This window comes from Pontibacter sp. HSC-36F09, from assembly GCF_024171605.1.
In the GTDB taxonomy this organism is placed as follows: domain Bacteria; phylum Bacteroidota; class Bacteroidia; order Cytophagales; family Hymenobacteraceae; genus Pontibacter.
Map to the genome: position 1 here is coordinate 288766 of NZ_JALKAA010000005.1, position 18676 is coordinate 307441.

At 51.4% G+C, this 18676-nt stretch carries 20 protein-coding genes; 14 read left to right on the forward strand and 6 right to left on the reverse strand.

Annotated elements, in window-relative coordinates; genetic code table 11:
* Complete coding sequence (locus L1278_RS15765; RefSeq protein WP_253405978.1) at window positions 1–627, reverse strand: cytochrome c oxidase subunit 3; 627 nt, start codon at window positions 625–627, stop codon at window positions 1–3.
* A gap of 293 nt (window positions 628–920) precedes the next feature.
* On the opposite strand from L1278_RS15765, the gene L1278_RS15770 reads away from it, so the two are divergent.
* The 3 genes from L1278_RS15770 to L1278_RS15780 all read left to right on the forward strand — a co-directional run bounded on the left by L1278_RS15770 (window position 921) and on the right by L1278_RS15780 (window position 4466).
* Window positions 921–1484, forward strand: a complete 564-nt coding sequence (locus tag L1278_RS15770) for a hypothetical protein (protein WP_253405979.1) — start codon at window positions 921–923, stop codon at window positions 1482–1484.
* A gap of 13 nt (window positions 1485–1497) precedes the next feature.
* Window positions 1498–3849 (forward strand): patatin-like phospholipase family protein, encoded by a 2352-nt coding sequence (locus tag L1278_RS15775; RefSeq protein ID WP_253405980.1) that lies wholly within the window; start codon window positions 1498–1500, stop codon window positions 3847–3849.
* A gap of 122 nt (window positions 3850–3971) precedes the next feature.
* Complete coding sequence (locus L1278_RS15780; protein WP_253405981.1) at window positions 3972–4466, forward strand: DUF4920 domain-containing protein; 495 nt, start codon at window positions 3972–3974, stop codon at window positions 4464–4466.
* 17 nt (window positions 4467–4483) lie between these two features.
* Here L1278_RS15780 and L1278_RS19570 read toward each other — a convergent pair whose 3' ends face one another.
* Window positions 4484–4606: a hypothetical protein gene (locus tag L1278_RS19570; protein WP_256488665.1), complete on the reverse strand. Its 123-nt coding sequence runs from the start codon at window positions 4604–4606 to the stop codon at window positions 4484–4486.
* Between the two features lie 107 nt (window positions 4607–4713).
* Here L1278_RS19570 and ligA point away from each other — a divergent pair, with 107 nt between their 5' ends.
* The 7 genes from ligA (at window position 4714) to L1278_RS15815 (ending at window position 12005) form a co-directional block, all read left to right on the forward strand.
* On the forward strand, window positions 4714–6726 hold the full coding sequence (gene ligA / locus L1278_RS15785; protein WP_253405982.1) for an NAD-dependent DNA ligase LigA: 2013 nt from the start codon (window positions 4714–4716) through the stop codon (window positions 6724–6726).
* 414 nt (window positions 6727–7140) lie between these two features.
* Window positions 7141–8154, forward strand: coding sequence for a sensor histidine kinase (locus L1278_RS15790; protein WP_253405983.1), 1014 nt, complete (start codon window positions 7141–7143; stop codon window positions 8152–8154).
* Between the two features lie 4 nt (window positions 8155–8158).
* Window positions 8159–8893, forward strand: a complete 735-nt coding sequence (locus L1278_RS15795) for a LytTR family DNA-binding domain-containing protein (protein WP_253405984.1) — start codon at window positions 8159–8161, stop codon at window positions 8891–8893.
* A gap of 226 nt (window positions 8894–9119) precedes the next feature.
* The gene (gene dapA / locus L1278_RS15800) at window positions 9120–9989 is read left to right on the forward strand and encodes a 4-hydroxy-tetrahydrodipicolinate synthase (protein ID WP_253405985.1); all 870 of its coding nucleotides are present in this window, start codon (window positions 9120–9122) and stop codon (window positions 9987–9989) included.
* A gap of 120 nt (window positions 9990–10109) precedes the next feature.
* Window positions 10110–11003, forward strand: a complete 894-nt coding sequence (locus L1278_RS15805; RefSeq protein WP_253405986.1) for a hypothetical protein — start codon at window positions 10110–10112, stop codon at window positions 11001–11003.
* 42 nt (window positions 11004–11045) lie between these two features.
* Window positions 11046–11549, forward strand: coding sequence for a hypothetical protein (locus tag L1278_RS15810; RefSeq protein WP_253405987.1), 504 nt, complete (start codon window positions 11046–11048; stop codon window positions 11547–11549).
* Window positions 11550–11558: 9 nt separating this feature from the next.
* Complete coding sequence (locus L1278_RS15815) at window positions 11559–12005, forward strand: DUF421 domain-containing protein (RefSeq protein WP_253405988.1); 447 nt, start codon at window positions 11559–11561, stop codon at window positions 12003–12005.
* An 81-nt stretch (window positions 12006–12086) separates the two neighbouring features.
* On the opposite strand, the gene L1278_RS15820 is transcribed toward L1278_RS15815, so the two are convergent.
* From L1278_RS15820 to L1278_RS15830, 3 genes are all read right to left on the reverse strand, one after another.
* The gene (locus tag L1278_RS15820; protein ID WP_253405989.1) at window positions 12087–12629 is read right to left on the reverse strand and encodes an SRPBCC family protein; all 543 of its coding nucleotides are present in this window, start codon (window positions 12627–12629) and stop codon (window positions 12087–12089) included.
* Between the two features lie 200 nt (window positions 12630–12829).
* Window positions 12830–13363: a hypothetical protein gene (locus L1278_RS15825; protein ID WP_253405990.1), complete on the reverse strand. Its 534-nt coding sequence runs from the start codon at window positions 13361–13363 to the stop codon at window positions 12830–12832.
* 63 nt (window positions 13364–13426) lie between these two features.
* Window positions 13427–14101 carry a hypothetical protein gene (locus L1278_RS15830; protein WP_253405991.1) on the reverse strand — a complete coding sequence of 225 codons (675 nt, stop codon included), beginning with the start codon at window positions 14099–14101 and terminating at the stop codon, window positions 13427–13429.
* 131 nt (window positions 14102–14232) lie between these two features.
* Between L1278_RS15830 and L1278_RS15835 the strand changes: the two genes are divergently transcribed.
* The 4 genes from L1278_RS15835 (at window position 14233) to L1278_RS15850 (ending at window position 18095) form a co-directional block, all read left to right on the forward strand.
* On the forward strand, window positions 14233–14889 hold the full coding sequence (locus tag L1278_RS15835; protein WP_253405992.1) for a hypothetical protein: 657 nt from the start codon (window positions 14233–14235) through the stop codon (window positions 14887–14889).
* Between the two features lie 63 nt (window positions 14890–14952).
* Entirely contained in the window at window positions 14953–15198 is a 246-nt protein-coding gene (locus L1278_RS15840; protein WP_253405993.1) for a hypothetical protein, read from the forward strand.
* A 146-nt stretch (window positions 15199–15344) separates the two neighbouring features.
* Window positions 15345–16724: an NAD(P)/FAD-dependent oxidoreductase gene (locus L1278_RS15845; RefSeq protein ID WP_253405994.1), complete on the forward strand. Its 1380-nt coding sequence runs from the start codon at window positions 15345–15347 to the stop codon at window positions 16722–16724.
* Window positions 16725–16739: 15 nt separating this feature from the next.
* Complete coding sequence (locus L1278_RS15850; RefSeq protein WP_253405995.1) at window positions 16740–18095, forward strand: 4Fe-4S binding protein; 1356 nt, start codon at window positions 16740–16742, stop codon at window positions 18093–18095.
* Between the two features lie 240 nt (window positions 18096–18335).
* Here L1278_RS15850 and L1278_RS15855 read toward each other — a convergent pair whose 3' ends face one another.
* Entirely contained in the window at window positions 18336–18581 is a 246-nt protein-coding gene (locus tag L1278_RS15855; protein WP_007652719.1) for a hypothetical protein, read from the reverse strand.
* Window positions 18582–18676 lie beyond the last annotated feature (95 nt).

Here is an 18676-nt window from a genome sequence, read left to right on the forward strand (position 1 = left end):
TTAGGCCATAAAGAGGATCACCAGGTATAGCATGAGCCATAGGGCTCCCAGGAAGTGCCAGTAAGTGTTGAGCATGGCCAGCTGCAGGCGGCGGTACGGGTCGCGGATAAAGATCAGACTTCGCACCCCATCGTTAGCCATGTGGGCCGTTTTGATGAGCAGGAAAGCCAGAAAAATCATACCGCCCAGCAAGTGCAGCAGGTGCAGCGCTGTGATCAGGTATAGGTAGCTTCCCGAGGCCTTGCCGGTAAAGTAAGCACCGGATAGTGTCAGTTCGCGCCAGCCCAGAATCTGTGCCCCGATAAAGGCTACTCCCAGCATGAAAGTAAAAGCCAGGTAGCGGGTCATTTTGCGGAGTTTGTCTTTTTTGTAGATGCGGGGAACCTTGCTGATGGTATAGCTGCTGAAAAGCAGGATAAGGGTACTGACGCTGAAGAACTTTGGAAGCGAGAATTGTTCGCTGCCGAAACCGCCTGTCCGAACAAAAGCCACCACCAGCACAAAGAACAGCACGCCAATACCGACCATACTCAGGTATAGCAGCATCCGGATCGGGTGCAGATGCTCGATCTTGCCAAACGCTGAGCCCTGGCGTGCGCCTACCTTATTCTTTCTGTCCTGGTTCATGTCGAGTCATCCCCCGAGCATTCCCGGCTTATGGCTACGGGCCTCCTCTATTCAATTGAATTGCGGGTAATTTATCTTATTCTGTATACCAACTAGTGGGGGTTATAGTTTTGTAAATGCCTCACAAAAAATAAGATTTACCGGTCTTATTTATCACTTGGGACAGTTTTGACCTGTGAAGGACAGCATGCAGCTTATTTCAGGAAAGCTTCCTTGCATAAAAGCTTAGCCGCTACTTTACCTTTCACCCCTGATTTGCGTTAGCAGGAGTACACGCTACTACATGCCCCATTATGATTAAATTTCTACTGCCTGTACTTTGTTTTTTACTGATGGCTGTACCGGTGCAAGCCCAGCAGAACCGGACACCTTACACGGCCAATAACAGCATGCAGATCAGCCTGGAGGGGGCGCGCAGCACCTACGATTTTCAGTCAATCAAGATGCTGGTGCGCTACGATCAGAATACCCGCAAAATAGAGTGCCTCCTGCCCATCGAAAACCTGCTGCCAGCCAACGATTCAAGTCCGGTAGCCATGGTGCAGGACATCTTTTTTGCATCCCGTTACCCAGAGCTGTATATTGAGATCGAAGCGCCGATTGAACAGATCAATGCCAGGAATAGAAACAGACAGACGCTCAACAGCAGGGTTTTCGTTAACATACAAGGCATCATCAAGGAAATGGTTATCCCGGTCACTTTCACGCCCGATCGTAACGCGATCACCTTTAGCACCAGTTTTGAACTGATGCTGCAGGATCTGCGCCTGCGGGTACCAGCCCGCTACACGTCCAGGCTGACGGGTCGCATGCTGTTCACGATACACAGTGCGCGCTGGGCTGACCTTAGAAACTGATAAAACACAAGTTATGCGCCTATTGCAGGCTGCCCGCCATCTTTTACACATACAGGTATACCGAAACACCCGCACCTACCTGCTCCTGCTCGTCCTGCTGCTCAGCGGGTCCGGGGTGAGCTATGCCCAAAAAGTGGCGCTCGTGCTCAGCGGTGGCGGTGCAAAAGGTATAGCGCATGTGGGCGTACTCAAAGCACTGGAAGAAAACAACATCCCGATCGACTATATCGTTGGCACCTCCATGGGAGGCATCGTTGGGGCGCTGTACGCAGCCGGCTATTCACCTGCCGAAATCGAGTATCTGATACATACCGAAGCTTTTCAGGCTTGGGCCACCGGCAAGCCGGAGCAGAACTATACCTATAACTTTGCGTCGCCTGACCCCAACCCTGCCCTGCTCAAGCTGCATGTGGCGCTTGACTCGGCTTTCCAGGCCAAGCTCACTTCCAACCTGGTGAACGATGCTTCGCTCAATTTTGCCCTTGCGCAGCTCCTCTCCCAGCCTGCTGCGCACGCCGGCTACGACTTCGACAAGCTGATGGTGCCTTACCGCTGCGTTGCTGCCGACATCTTCACGCAGCAGCAGGTGATTCTCCGCAAAGGACAGTTGGCAGACGCCGTGCGGGCCACACTCACGGTACCGCTCTTCTACAAGCCTATCAGGATTGAGAAGCGACTACTGTTTGACGGTGGTCTGTACAACAACTTTCCGGTGGATGTCGCCCGCAAAGACTTTAACCCGGACATCATCATCGGGGTGAACGTGTCTTCTAAAACCTACAGCGAATACCCCTACGACAACGATGACTTTGACCTGGCCTATACACTGCTCTACGCCATGATGTCAAACTCAGACTCCACAGCCCTGACAGATAAGGACGTATACCTGCAGCCTGACCTGGGCAACCTCAATTCGCTGGATTTCAAAAACGTGGAAGACTTTTTCGCGGCTGGGTATAAGGTGACGAATGACAACATGGATCAGATTCAGGGAAAAATAAAGCGCAGGGTGAGTGCCGAGGTGCTTGGGTCCAAGCGGGAGAAATTCAGAGGTGGGTTTCAGCCTCACGCTTTCCGCAAGGTGGAAATTCAGGGGCTGAAAAAAAATCAGCAGGACTTTGTGCAGCGCTTTTTCAGGAGCGAGCAGGAAGAAGGCTATACTATGCAGGATGTAAAAACCGGCTACTACCGCCTGGCCGCGATCGACAATTTCCGCAGCCTGTACCCGACCATGCGCTACGATGCCAAGGCGAAGACCTACGACCTGCTCCTGAACGTGAAAAAAGAAGACGGCCTGAAAATAGCGTTGGGCGGCGTAATCGCTTCGCGCCCGATCGACAACATCTACGCCGGTATGGAGTACAGCGTGCTTGGTCGGCAGCTCTATACCTTTGCCGGAAGCTTTCAGACGGGCCGGTTTTACCAGGGTGCTCAGCTTCGCACCCGCATCGACGTGCCTGCCAGTCTGCCTTATTACATTGAGCCTGCCTTCACGTACAATCACTGGAATTTTCTTTCCACCACCGGCTTGCTGCTAGAGCGCAATAATCTGCCCCTACTGGAGCAGACCGACCGTAATTTTGGCCTCAACCTGGGCTTTACCAACACTTACAAAGGCAGGCTGGTGCTCAGCGCAGCCTATGCGCAGCACATCGACAGGTATAGCAACCGCCTGGAGATACAGCGTTCTGACACCCTCGACCGCACCGCCACGAGCGGGCTGACGGTGGGCGCTACTTTTAGACGCGGGAGGCTCAACCGAAAGCAATATCCTTCCGGCGGGCGCTCGTTTGCAGTCACAGGCCGTATGGTAAACGCAACAGAAAGGTATAGGCCCGGCTCAACGGCTATTGAATCCCAGAACCTTTCAGCGGATCACAGCTGGTTTTATGGCCGGCTGGCTTTTGAGGATTTTCTGGGTAATGGCAGTCACCGGTTCGGCTACAGGCTCGAAGGCGTGATCTCGACGCAGCCCTTTTTCAGCAATTACCGCTCTACCCTCACCATGGCACCGGCATTTCATCCGCTTTCAGATAGCCGTACGCTGTTCCTCGATCGCTTCCGTGCACACGAATTTGTAGCCGGAGGCTTGCAATACGTCTACCTGATTACTCCCCGGCTGGAGGCTCGCACAGAGGGTTACCTGTTCCAGCCCTACCGGCCGATCCTGCAAAATGACAGACAGCAGGCCTATTACGGAAAAAAACTCACTGGCACAGGTGTGGCGGCCACAGCAGCTGTCGTCTACCATGGCATACTGGGTCCCGCTGCACTGAGCCTGAATTATTACAACGATAAGTCCAAGGAATGGGGCGTGCTTTTTCACCTGGGATTCCTGCTGTTTCAGAACCGAGCGCTGGAGTAAGTGGGCAGTGCTTTATAATCTGTCTGGCGGCGTATACCTGCTTTTTGACAGGAACGGTTCGTTATACTTTTGCACTTAGTGGATAATCTCTATATTTGAAATCACGAAAAGTCTATACCTCCATGAAAAAACTATTTGCATTGCTATTGACTGCCGCTGTGCTGCAGGCCTGCTCACAAAATAACGCCACAACTGAAGCTCAGGAAACCACTGAAACTATTGCTGAAACTAACGCATATGGCGCTTCCTTCGAAGAGCAAAACGTACTCTCAGCTGGTCAATTGCAGCAAGCTGTTAGTGGTAATGATTCCATACAGGCTACCGTTGCTGCTGAAATTGCGGAAAGCTGCCAGTCAAAGGGTTGCTGGATGGATGTGAAGCTGGAAGATGGTAGCACGATGAAAGTGACTTTCCGTGACTACGGTTTTTTCCTGCCGGTAGAAGATCTGTCTGGCAAAACGGCCGTGTTTACAGGTATAGCCAAGCATGAAGTGATCTCGGTAGAAGACCAGCGCCATTTTGCCGAGGATGCAGGGAAGTCTGCTGAGGAGATTGCCGCCATCACCGAGCCAAGAGAAGAGTTGCGCTTCGTGGCCGACGGCGTGAAACTGAAATAGACGATTACGCTATACCTTTACCTGAGCGGCTGTTTTTCCGGAAGAACAGCCGCTTTGTTTTCCGCTGCTATACCTACCCTATACCTGATCAAACCGCTTTGCCTCCCGCCAGAAGCAATGTGCCAGGTTGTCTGATACATAAAACTCCGACTTGTGATTTATCAGGCATCTTCGCAGGTATATGCGCTGATGTATCTTGGCAAGCTGCGGTCCGTTCTGTATTTTTACAGACCAAACAAAATACCCTATGGACTTAGCACACGATCCGGCCACTGAGATTCAGGAGCTCACCCAACGCATCAACTACCTCAACTACCAATACTACCAGAATAGCGTCTCCGAAGTCTCTGACTACGAGTTTGACATGATGCTCGAGCGGCTACAGCAACTGGAGCAGCAGCACCCGGAACTGCGTCAGCCCAACTCCCCTACCCAGCGCGTGGGCGGTACGGTGACCAAGAGTTTCAAGACGGTATACCACAAATTCCCGATGCTTTCGCTCAGCAACACTTACTCGGAGGAGGACCTGCGCGAGTTTGACAGGCGTGTGCGCAAGATCGTGGGCGACGAAGTGGAGTATGTGTGCGAGCAGAAGTTCGACGGCGTAGCCATCAGCCTGACTTACGAGAACGGCGAGTTTGTGCAGGGCGCCACCCGCGGCGATGGTACACGGGGCGATGATATCACTGCCAACGTGCGTACGATCCGGGATATTCCGTTGCAGGTACACGGCAAAGATTACCCGGATAGCTTTGAGGTACGTGGCGAGGTCTTTCTGCCCCTGCAGGTGTTTGAGCAACTCAATGCCGACCGCGAAGAAGCAGGTGAACAGCTCTTAGCCAATCCACGCAATGCCGCTTCCGGAACGCTCAAGCAGCAGGACTCGGCCATTGTTGCCAGCCGCAAGTTAGGTTGTTTTTCCTATGGTTTCATGAGCTCCTCCAGTCCGTTTGACACGCACTCCGAAAGCCTACAGGCCATTCAGAAATGGGGTTTTAAAGTATCTGACACCTGGCGTAAATGCAGTTCCATCGATACCGTGCTCGACTACATCAACGAGTGGGAACAGAAACGCCACGAACTGCCCATCGCGACCGACGGTGTGGTAGTGAAAGTGAACAGCTATGCCCTGCAGGAAGAGCTCGGCTATACCTCTAAAAGCCCGCGCTGGGCAATTGCCTACAAGTATCCGGCCATGAGCGCTATGAGCCGCCTGCTCGAAATTCAGTACCAGATCGGCCGCACCGGAGCTGTTACGCCTGTCGCTATCATGGAGCCAGTGCTCCTGGCCGGAACCGTTGTGAAACGCGCCTCGGTACACAATGCCAACGAGATCCAGCGCCTCGACTTACGCTTGGGTGATATTGTGCACGTAGAAAAAGGCGGCGAAATTATACCTAAGATCACGGGTGTGGACATCAGTCAGCGTCCTGCCGACTCCATGCCGATCATTTACCCGAGCCACTGCCCTGCCTGCGGCTCTGAGTTGGTGCGCACCGAAGGCGAAGCGAACTTTTACTGTCCGAATGAAGAAGGCTGTGCGCCGCAGATCCAGGCCAAGCTGGAGCACTTCATTTCCCGCAAAGCCATGAACATCGATGAGCTCGGCCCCAAGACGATCGAGCAGTTGTACAAAGCCGGACTGGTGCACAATGTAGCCGATCTTTATGATCTCAAATTTGAGCATCTGGTAAACCTGGAGCGCATGGGCGAGAAATCGGCCAACAACATTCTCAATAGTCTGGAAAAATCGAAGCAGACTCCTTACGACCGCGTGCTCTTTGCGCTGGGAATACGCTACGTGGGCAGCACCGTGGCTAGAAAACTGGCTGAGCAGTTCCCGGATATCGAAGCGTTGCGTGGTGCCCTGTACGAAGAGTTGATTGCCGTGAACGAGATCGGTGACCGCATTGCGCAGTCGCTGATCCATTATTTCAGCAGAGCCGAGCACCAGGAACTGATCGAGCGCCTGAAAGCAGCTGGTCTTCAGTTCAAATCTGAGAACACAGTGCCTGAAATGGAAAGCGATAAGTTAGAGGGTAAGACCTTTGTTATTTCGGGCGTATTTGAAAGCGTGAGCCGCGACGAGTTGCAGCGTATCATCATCAGCCACGGCGGCAAGGTGGTGAGCTCTATTTCAGCCAAGCTCTCATACCTGGTAGCCGGCGATAAAATGGGGCCTTCCAAACTCGAGAAAGCCAACAAGCTCGGCATCACCATTCTTTCTGAAGACGAGTTCTTAGGTATGGTAAGTATCTAATCAGAACATATTACAAAAAAATAAGCGCCGGTCTACAAGAGGCCGGCGCTTATTGATTTACAAACAAACAATAAAACAATTAAACTTGGGTATAGGCCGCAAGGCCCTTCTTCCCGACACAGCTTGAAAGCCAGGAAGCATGCTGCAAATGGAGTCAATTAAGTGGACAAAAAAAAATGAAATAGACGAACAGCCGAAAAGGATATACGAACAACCGTTTCCCTTCCTTTTCAGGTTTGATCTTTTAAAAAGCGGAATTGATGGGGCAGGCTTGCCCTTCTGTATAGTATATGGCTGTGTTTATATGAGCGCGTCGTAATATTGCTTAACTTCAGTAAAAGACAGATATTACTCTTGCATTCTCGACCCATTCCCAACACAGCCTTGAACTTGATAGCCCTACCACCATTTACCATGAAGAAGCGGTACAAATTAGCCATACACGTGGCAGCCTGGGCATTTTTTGGGGCCTGGATCTTCTACATCCAGTTTCAGCGCGGCCTTACCTTCAACAAGGCGGTTGACTCGCTGGTGGGACTGAGTTTTGCCATGATGATCTTCTACCTGAACTGGTATGTACTGATTCCCCGGTTTCTGGCCAAAAACCGGATTTTTGCCTACCTCGGGGTTGTTTTACTCACACTCACAGTGGTAGCGCTAGTACGCTCCCCGCTCGACTTTTATGTGTTCCGGGAGTTCAACCCGGGTATGAAGGTGCTCTACTCCTCGGACCGCATTCTCAACTATGTACTGGCCGGTTTGATTGTCGTGTTTATCAGCTCGGCATTGAAGGTAACCGGCAACTACATCCGCAATGAGCGGCGCAACAAAGAGCTCGAGAACCAGAAACTGGCAGCTGAACTAAATTTCCTGAAGTCGCAGGTGAATCCGCATTTTCTTTTCAACACGCTCAACAACATTTACTCGCTGGCATACAAGCAGTCGCCTGAAACGCCGGACGCCATCATGAAACTCTCACTCCTGATGCGCTACATGCTGTATGAAAGTAACGACACGCTGGTGAGTCTGGAGAAGGAAGTGGAGCACATCCAGAACTTTATTGACCTGCAGAAGTTGCGCCTGCGCGAGCAAACCAGCATCCGGCTGAACGCAGAAGGCGACCTGACCGGAAAACAGATCGCTCCGATGCTGCTGATGACGTTGGTGGAGAATGCGTTTAAACACGGACTGGTGAGTCGCAACGAGGTGGGCATCACGCTCAACCTGGTCGTGACGGACGAATGGCTGCAATTCTCGACGGTGAACAACAGCAGTAGTCACAAAAAAAAGGACTTTGGCGGCATTGGTTTGCAAAATCTAAAGCAACGCCTTAACTTGCTCTACGCCCACCAACACGAACTTCACCTGGAAGATAAAGACGATACTTTTTTTGCCTCGCTGAAACTGTATTTCCAACCAAAAAAATAAACCTATGACCATCCGCTGCCTTGCCGTTGACGACGAACCGCTAGCCCTCGATATTATTGAGAGCTATGTAAGCAAATTGCCTTTTCTTCAACTTGTGAAAACCTGCTCCAGCGCCACCGAGGCCATGCAGGTATTGCAGCAAGAGCACATCGACCTGATGTTTCTGGACATTGAAATGCCCGAACTGACAGGTATACAGTTTCTGAACATACTCAAACACCAGCCGCTCATCATCTTCACGACGGCCTACCCAAATTATGCGCTGGAGGGTTTTAACCACGACGCCGTGGACTACCTCCTCAAGCCAATTCCCTTCGACCGTTTTCTGAAAGCTGTGAACAAGGCGCAGGAACGTCTGCAGCGCAGCAACAAAGCACCGGAGGCTCAGGTAACCGCCCCTGCTCCACAAGCACCCGAGCAAGATTTCATGTTCGTGAAGGCAGACTACAAGACCGTCCGCGTCGGCTTTGCCGACATCCTCTGGATAGAAGGTTTGAAGGACTACATCATTATCCAGACCAAAGACCAAAAGATCATCACCCTCCTAAGCATGAACAAGGCCATGGAGAAACTCCCGGAGTCAAAGTTCATGCGCGTACACCGCTCCTTTATCGTGGCCCTGCACAAGATCGACAGCATCGAAAAAGGCCGTATCCGCATCGGCAACAAAGAAATCCCGATCGGTGAGGTATACAAAGACCACTTTCTGCATTGGGTGGAGGAAAATAATATACAGTAAGTTTTTTGTATAGCACATTTACGTATCACGACTTCTTTAGAGATGATTGTACAAAGGACTGCTCTACAATGGATAAAGGTCTTTTCGAAAAATGCTTACGCTATACCTATTCCATCTCCTGTTTTTTGTCAAACAAATTTACCCTAATCACCAGAAGTCGTGCTAGGCCACAACACTTGCAGAATCCATCGGATAATTCGAACTTCGTGCTTTAGAAAAACAGCGCATGATACAAGATACATTTAAAGGAACAGGTGTTGCCCTGATAACGCCTTTTGCCAGTAACCAGGACGTGGACTATGATGGGCTGCGTCAGTTGCTCGATTTCACCATAGAAGGTGGCGTGGAGTACCTCGTGGTGAACGGAACCACGGGTGAGTCCGTGACTACTACAACTGAAGAGAAAGCCGGAATTCTGGCCTTCGTAAAGAAGCATGTCAACGGCCGTGTACCGCTGGTATACGGTTTGGGTGGCAACAACACACGGGAGGTGCTCGACGCGATCCAGAAAACAGACTTGGAAGGTATAGCTGCCATGCTTTCGGTGAGTCCCTACTACAACAAGCCTTCGCAACAGGGTATTATCCAGCACTATACCCAGATAGCCGACGCCTGCCCTGTGCCGGTGATCCTATACAATGTGCCGGGCCGCACGGGCAGCAATATGTCCCCTGAAACCACCGTGCGATTGGCTGCACATAAGAACATCATCGGCATTAAAGAAGCTTCCGGCAACCTGGAACAGTGCATGTACATTGCCAAGCACAAGCCAGCCGACTTTTTGCTGATCAGTGGCGACGATATGCTTACGCTGCCGATGATCGCTTTCGGTGCCGTGGGCGTGATTTCCGTGCTAGCGAACGCATTCCCTGAGAAATTCAGCAACATGGTCCGTCTTGGCTTATCCAATCAATTCAAAGAAGCATCTGACTTGCTTTTCGATTTCGTGGATATCAACCCGATGATGTATGAAGAAAGTAATCCGGTGGGCGTAAAAGCATTGCTGGAGCGCTTTGGCGTATGCGGCGGCGCGGTGCGTCTTCCGTTGGTGGAGGCTTCTGCCGGTCTCAAAGACAGACTTTACAAGCAACTGTAGTCAGCTGCGCAAGGTATAGCAAACAGAGCAGGAAGGTTGGCGATGGTCAGCCTTCCTTTTTTGTTCGAACAAAGATATTTTCGCTATATTCGTTTTCTTCTATCCTAATACCCTACCACAATGCGCATACCTGCGATCCTGTTTCTAGCCCTGAGCATGGTGGCATGCAATAGCTCTCCGGACCAGTCACAGGCCGATAAAACGGATCATGCGCATCTGGTGGAAACCGACACCAGCCTGGCAGAGGCACCCGACTCCGCTAAGTTGCCCCACGACGAGGAACTGCAGCACTATATCCCCGACACAGCCGATTTAAGCCCTGAACCCAACACGGCCGCTAAGATCATGATCGAGGGGCGTTTCCATAAGCATGAGGTATGGCAGGGTGCGGAGCAAAAGTCCTGGATGGCGCTGGTGCAGCAAGACAGTATTTTCCGGCTGCAGCCCAGTCACCTGCAGGTCACTACTTTTTTCGATCCGGTTTATGACAAAGGACGGCAGGTACAATCCGGTCGTGAAGTGCGAGGTGAACACCAGAATACACTTTTCTTCGTGACAGGTATAGCCAAACTACAGGAGAGTGAAATAGACACAGTGGGCTACTCCAATCAGGTCATTTTGCCGAATACAGCCATCGACCTCCGATATAAAGGCGAGACCTATACCCTGTCGGCCAGCGGCGACAGCATACAGCAGGAAGGATCCGAATCCTACTCGGTGCAGAACTATAAGTGGACGGTGTCAGGTACTAAGAACGGACGCAGGATTTCGCAGGAACTGGCATCTGATGAGAATTTTGAGAGTGCCATTTATGTGCTCCTCTGGGTAGGCGATTTGGACCGCGATGGTATACCTGATCTGCTGGCCGATCTGTCCAACCACTTTAACGCCACTAAGGTTACGCTTTTCCTGTCTTCTCTCGCCGATAAAGGGAAACTTTACAAGCAAGTGGCCGATTTTAAAACAGAAGCCTACCCCGAAATCGCCAGTCCTGACAGCCTGGTAAAACCATAAAGTTGTGCAAGCGTTATATACCTGCAAAAGCAAGGTATAGCCGTGAAAAAACACAAGGGTGAACTCGAAATAGACGAGGATATTAAACTGGAAAGCGCCAACTGGAAAGTCCAGCGGGTAGCCTGGGTCCTGATGGTCTTAGTCGTAATTGCCGCTTTGCTAGGTTTTACCGGCAATGGTGGCATTGGCAACCTACAGAGATTAAAAGCCGGCAGCAGTGCCGATGGGCTTGAGATCGAATATGAACGGTTCCTGAGACGCGGTGCCCCGGCCGAAATCAAAGTAAACCTGGTCCCCTCCGGCGGAGACTCCCTCATGGACCTGCGACTCAACAAAGATTTTTACGAGAAATTCCATGTAGAAAGGATCCTTCCTGAACCTTCGGAGCAATTTACCCACGAGCAGGGCATTACGTATCGTTTTGCTTCCGCAAACCAGCCGTTTTTAGTCATCTTTTACGTGAAGCCTGATGGCATGGGCTCCCTGCCTTTGCAATTCTCGACTTCCGAAAAGGCTGTTCGTATCACACCATTCATATACCCTTAAGTCTACGCTATGGAAACCGTTATCAGAGGATTAATCTTGTATGTGTTCCTGATGATTATTTTCAGGATAAGCGGTAAAAGAACCCTGTACGAGGCTACGGTCTTTGACTTTGTGCTCTTGCTGATCATTGCCGAAACGGCAGAGCAGGCGCTCGGTGGCGAGGACAAGTCTATTACCAATAGCTTTTTGCTGATCGTTACGCTTTTGCTTACCGACATCAGCCTTTCGCTTCTGAAGCAGAAATTCAAATACTTTGGAAAGGTGCTGGACGGCGTGCCGGTCATTCTCCTGGACGATGGCAAACTGCTGCACGACCGGCTGAAGAAAGTGCGGGTAGACGAGGCAGATATCATGGAGTCGGCACGGGATCTGCAAGGGCTGCAACGGCTTGATCAGATCAAGTACGCCATTCTGGAAAAAGACGGCAGGATCACCATCATCCCGAAAGAACAGTAAAAGAAGGAAATAAAAAAAGATATAGCTTTTTCAGGCTATACCTTGCTATACCTACTGGTATACAGTGTGTAGGTTTCTTGCTTAGTTGTCGGTCAGCGCATACCTGGACTCCACTTCTTTTTTGATATTATTGAGGCCATCCTCAAACTCCTCTCCTACAGTACTATCAATCAGCAGACTCGAAAACTTCCGGACTGGGTTGTCTCCTATGTATTGTTCAAAATGCCAGGTAAGTTTCGTGCCCTCTTCTGTCTCTTCTAATACAAAGGTGCTGTTTGCTTTATCGTTTTCTTCGAATTCGAGGTTGGTGACAAGCCGGCTTGGTGGCTCGACTTCTACAATCGTAACCACGCTCTGCCCAATGCTCCTCCGCTGGCTCTTCCAGTTGTAGCGCGCGCCTATGGCCGGGCCGGCATTAAGCTCCTCAGCTGGGTCAAGGTGGTGTCCTGGCAGCCATTTTGGCCAGTTACGCAAATCACTGAGTTGCTCAAAAGCCACTTCAGCAGGGGCATCAATGATGATATCGCGTTGCAAATGGATCTGACGGGGCAGGCTAATCGAAATGATGCCCAGAATAGCGATTAACGTGGCGGCTCCTAGCAGTAAAGATTTTAATACATGCATATAAGTTTATGGTAAACGTAAATTCTTATCAATCCAAATTAATTTAATACAATTTTCAAAATGTCGTAAGAAATGAAAAAAACCACAGCTGTTACGCTGTGGCCTTTCTCAGATGGAAATTCAATACTAATGTATAGTGACTTATACGCAAGAGTTAAAAAAAGTATACAAGCGCGTAATATCATTTCGCCGGGCCGCTCTTAATAGTACCTGCCACTTTGCTCAGACGAGCCATAGTGATCATCGCCGAAATCGCGGAACTCATCGGCCGTGCCGTAAGAAGCGTCGTGGCGATAGCCATGGTTTCCCCTGCTGTCGAAGTTGCGGTACAGGTCACCTTCCTCGGGGTTGTCGTAATTCGGATTATACCCTGAACTGTAGCGGTAGCGGGTCCTCTCGAAGCTGTCGGGGTTGTAGAATTGCGGATTACCCCGGCTTACTCTTCCCAGATCGTTTTCGGAACCGTGCGGCAAGCCGTACTCTTCATGTCTAGGCACACCACTATAGGTGTTGGTTTCATAGGTGGTGTTGTAGTAATCCTCCATGTCACCGCGGTAGTTGCCTTCGGGCATGCGTGGCTTCTCATACCTTGCGCGGTACTGCCGGCCAGCCCCCTCGTCTTCTGGTCTTCTGTCCCAGTCGTGGCGCTCCTCGCGGTAGTACTGCTGGCGCGGATACTCCTGCTCGTACTGGCGGCTGTAATCATTATAATTTTGATCTCTGTAGTTTCTCATAGTTATATCTCTTAAATGACAGCCGCAGAAGAGCACTCTCCTGCGGCCGCATGGTTTTACAAATTAGTGTCGGTTGTGTCGATCTTCAGAGCGGCGCTGCGTGCGGCTCTCCTGTCCCCACCGGCCGAGGTTGCTGTAATGGCTGTCCTCACCAAAGTGGTCGCGGCCCTCGGTGTGGTTACGTCCGGCAAAACCACCGCTGTAATCGTTGTCATACATCCGGTTGTCCAACTCGTAGCGACGATATGACTCATAGTCTCCTATGGAAGAGTGGCCCTGGAAATTACGATCTCCTCGGCCTACATCATGTCCAAAGCGTTCATCACCCAAACCCGTACGTGTCCATGAGCTGCCCGGACGACGCAGGTCGTCATAGTCGCGGTTGCTGTAGTCGGCCTGCGGATCGTAGTGTCGGTCTGAGTTGTAATCGTCGTTTGGCACATAACTCATGCCATAGGGGTTGTCGTTTCTTCTGCGTCTGCTCGAAGTATAATCTTCGCCGCTGTATTGAGCCCCGCCCGGCTGAAAGCGTCCCTGCCTTGAGCCGTATTCGTGGTCAATGTTGGTGTTGAAAGATCTGGTGTCATAGTAGTCGTCTTCCTGCGCACCGTAGCCGCTGTTGAAGCGCGAATCCACGGTGTAGTTGCCGCGGTCTGAGTTCTCGCCATGGTGGTGGCTGTGCGCCCAGCGTGGCTCTACGTTACGATTTTCACGGTTTTCTTCTCGGTTGTTTCTCATAGCGTTGTGTTTTAGTTCCTACATAATTCAGCTACTGTTTACGGGCATGCCCCCGCTTTGGGTTAATGACAAGTACTAAACTCCCAACCGGATTGTGCGTTAATAGAGGGTGTACCAATCAAGATAAAACTATGGACAGACATAATAACTGGCAGGACCGACGCGATGATCGCACACACGACAACCGTCGATTAGACGAATCGCAGTACAGGGGCGCCTACCGCTTAGACGAAGACAGTCACTACACCACCTACAACCGCTCCCGCCATGGCGACCTGGGTGAGAGAGACCGCAACCACGATAACCACGGAGGTGACTACGTATACCGCCGCAGCCGCAACCTGCAGGACAACGATGGCTATACCGAGCGCCAGTACCAGCAAAGCTACCGCGGTGGAAGTTCACGACAAGGAATTGAAAATGACTTTGGTGGACGCTATGGTGGCAGCGCAGGTATGCGCGACAGCCGATCAGACTACAGCAGCGGGCGTATGCGTGGTAGCGATCAGCAGAACGGTGATTATTACAGCCACCATTCCAGCAACTTCGACGCCGACTACCGTCCTGACCATTTCCAGCATCATCCTGGCGAGAACTATGGCAACATGGCCGGCTCCCTGAGCTACGGCTACGACGGCGGCTACAACTCCGATCCGGACTATAACCGTCGTTACAATCCCCTGACCGGTGAGTTGCGCCAACGCCAGGGCAGCTACGAGCAGCGGCAGCCACGCCGCTATGGTCCACCGGATAACACCGCTTCCAATCCGGATTATGACCGCTATTAAGGTATAGCCATAACCCTGAAGCTAATACAGAGTAAAACTTAAGACAACTAAAACAGCTAAAAGATGAACGCAGATAAGAATAAAGACCAGAACAAAGATCAAAACAAAAGCAAAATAAACGAGGGAAACAAAGTACCGAACATTCACCCTACTGCCAGAAAGGATTCCTCGGAGCAAATCTCCCGTTCAGAGGAGAGTGACCAGGCCGGTCGCAGTATGGGCAACGAGCCCCGCAGCGGCGGACGTCAGGGCGGTAAAAGTGTGGAAGACGGCGGACAGGATGTCGGCAGCAGTGCTGGCAGCCGCTAACATTTAAATGGATTTGCAAAGAGGAAGGCTGGGGATGACCCGGCCTTCTTTTTTATGCCTGCCCTTATTTCGTATATTTGGCTATACCTTGTTTGCCACAGTAAAGTATAACAGGTATAGCCGTTTACTCGGTACAGGCTTTTTCAATGGAGAAGATCAACTCACAGGAGCACTTAGTCATTATCGGCAACGGCATTGCGGGCGTTACTTTGGCGCAGCGCGTGCGGCAAGGGAGCGACTGCCGCATTACGATGGTGTCGGCAGAGTCGCCGTTGCATTTTTCCCGCACAGCCCTCATGTACGTGTATATGGGCCATATGCGCTTTCAGGACATCGTGCCCTATGCCGACTGGTACTGGCAGGAACAGCAGATCGAGCTGGTGCATGACTTTGTGGAACGGGTGGATACGAGCGACAAAAAGCTGGTGTTGCGTGATGGCGCTCCTCTGCCCTACGATAAACTGGTGCTGGCTACCGGATCTAGCGCCGCCTATTACGACTGGCCCGGTCAAGCACTGAAAGGTGTGCAGGGCCTTGTCTCGCTGCAGGATCTGGAGATGATGGAAACCAACACCGCAGGTATAGCACAGGCAGTGATCGTAGGTGGAGGATTGATCGGTGTGGAGATGGCTGAGATGCTCCGGAGTCGTGGCATAGTCGTGACCATGCTAATCCGAGACAAGCTGTACTGGCACAACGTGCTGCCCCAGCAAGAGGCCCAACTCGTGACTGACCACATCCGACAACACGGCATCGAACTGTTGTTACAGGAAGAACTGCAGGAGATTTTGGCTGATGACGCAGGTAGGGTGCGCGGTATACGGACGCGCGCCGGCAAAGAGTTGTCCTGCCAGTTTGTGGGCATCACCACCGGCGTGAAGCCGAACGTGGATTTCCTAAAAGGTTCAGGTATAGACATCGACCGGGGCATCCTGGTAAACGAGTTTTTCGAAACTAACCAACCCAATGTATACGCTCTCAGCGACTGCACCCAGTTCCGAAATCCGGCGCCGGGCCAGCCGATGATGGAGCAACTCTGGTATACCGGTCGGCTGCACGCCGAGGCGCTGGCTTCTACCCTGCTCGGTAATCGTAAGGCTTACCAACGGGGTCCCTGGTTCAACTCAGCCAAGTTCTTCGATATTGAATATCAGACTTATGGCACCGTTCCCGCGCAATTCACGGAGCAGCAGGAATCACTTTACTGGCAGAATAAAGAGGCGACAAAGGCAATCCGCTTCCTCTACGAAAAGGGGACAGACAAGCTGTTAGGTATAAATCTACTTGGCATCCGCTACCGCCACGACTTGTGTCACCACTGGTTGCAGCAAGGCTATACCTTACACGCGGCCTTGCAGGAGCTGCCAGCCGTCAACTTCGATCCCGAGTTTTTCCAGCGCTACGAAGAAGAGCTTCTTCACCAGTACTATACCCGCTTCCCGGACCGGCAACCGCCAGTTAAACACAGCAACTGGTGGGAGCTGCGCAAGCGCTTCGGGCTGTTTTCTGATTCTACTTCCTGTTAATTACCGACCATACTGATGCAAACTGCCGTCATTTCCGAAACTGCCTCCACGACTTCCAACACTTCACAAAATGTGCTTAAGATGGTGAGTCTGCTGCTTATCAGTATCGGGCTATTGGGTATACTCGTGGCTGCCGTAGGCGCTAATTATATCTCCCCTGTTCTCACCGGACTGGGTGGTACGCTTGTCTTAACGATTGGCGCTTTGCTTTACATCTGGCAAAGCAGGTGGTACAAATCACCTGCCGAGCAAAACCACGGACGCTGGCAACAGGAGGCCACCTCCCGAGGGCCTTCGGCCTGGGTCATTGGCTTTGTGCTCACCGGTTTTTACGTGCTGCTCTACTGGTTCCCGGACACATTGCAAGGATTGATTCAGGCCACGGAGCCCCTGAGTCAGTGGCTACGCGGCAGACCAAGCGATCAGTGGTTCCTGTATGGCACTTTCTATACCCTGGCCATTCTCGTTATGGGGGTATACGCCCTGCTCAAGTACCGCAACAGCCGCTACCACATCATTCGGACCATCTCGGTCATGTTTTTCCAGTTGGGTTTTGCCTTTCTGCTGCCGGGCCTGCTGCTCATGCTTAACAAACCAGAATACTACTTCAGTTACTTCTGGCCACTCAAGTACGATTATCTTTTCCCGGGCACCATAGACTATCTGGTGCGCGACGGCGCCGCGTTGGGCGTATTTATGGTGTTCTGGGGAGCCATTTTCTCTTTTCTGGCTACGCCGGTGCTCACTTATTTCTATGGCAAGCGCTGGTACTGCTCCTGGGTATGCGGCTGCGGCGGACTAGCCGAAACTGCCGGCGATCCCTACAGGCACCTCTCCGACAAGAGCCGCAAAGCCTGGCGCTGGGAAGTGGCCATCATCTACCCGATCCTGGGATTTGTCATTCTTACAACGCTTTTTCTCTGGATCAACTCGTGGAGCGAAGGCCGTTTGCTGGGTGATTTGTCCGGAGGCTTTGCCAGTACGTATGGCTTTTTTATCGGGGCGATGTTCTCTGGCGTAGTTGGCGTGGGCTTCTACCCGCTGATGGGCAACCGGGTGTGGTGCCGTTTTGGCTGTCCGATGGCGGCATACCTGGGTTTGCTGCAAAAGCATTTCTCCCGCTTTCGCATCAGCACCAATGGCGGACAGTGCATCTCCTGCGGCAACTGTTCTACTTACTGCGAAATGGGCATCGATGTGCGCTGGTATGCGCAGCAGGGTGAGCCGATCATCCGGGCTTCGTGTGTGGGCTGCGGCATTTGCGCACACGTTTGTCCGCGTGGTGTGCTGAAATTGGAGAATGGCCCACGTGAAGACCGCTATGCAGGCTCTCCGCTCATCAAGCGTGACGAGTTACGGATTTTGAGTTAAGCTTTAAGCGGGAGGCCTGTAGTCTATACCTTAATAGGTTTCCGCTTTTCTCAATTTTGCTTAACGAGACAGCAATCTACCTGTGTAGTGTTTCTCTTTTTTATCATAACTTCCTTCATTTTGCCGGGAATCGAAGTCAGAAAAACCTATAAGCTACAAATGCATCGCGGGCACCTGTTTCTGACAAGTGCCCGCGATGCGTTTAAGAGAACAGGTTAGCTGTTGCTATACCTGTAGGTGTTACTGCAATTCTTCCTGCTCCATGTATTCCCACATGGCGTCTTCGCTGGCGCCGATCTTCGCCGCATAAAGCAGCATGGTTGTGTAAACGGCAATCAACAAAAAGCTAAGTGGGATAGAGAATACAAAAGACACAACAAGCGTCTTAACCGGATCAGGCTTTGTCTTCATTTTGGTAGATGCATACCAGAAAAAACAGATATTAAAGATGCCGGCAAGCGCAATAAAATTGATGATATCTAACATTGGCTAAAAGTTAAATGTTGGTTTTTGATTCTTCCCAAGAAGTGTAGCATTCAGGGTATAAAGCCGAAAAGTACACATTTTAGTTCAAATCAGGT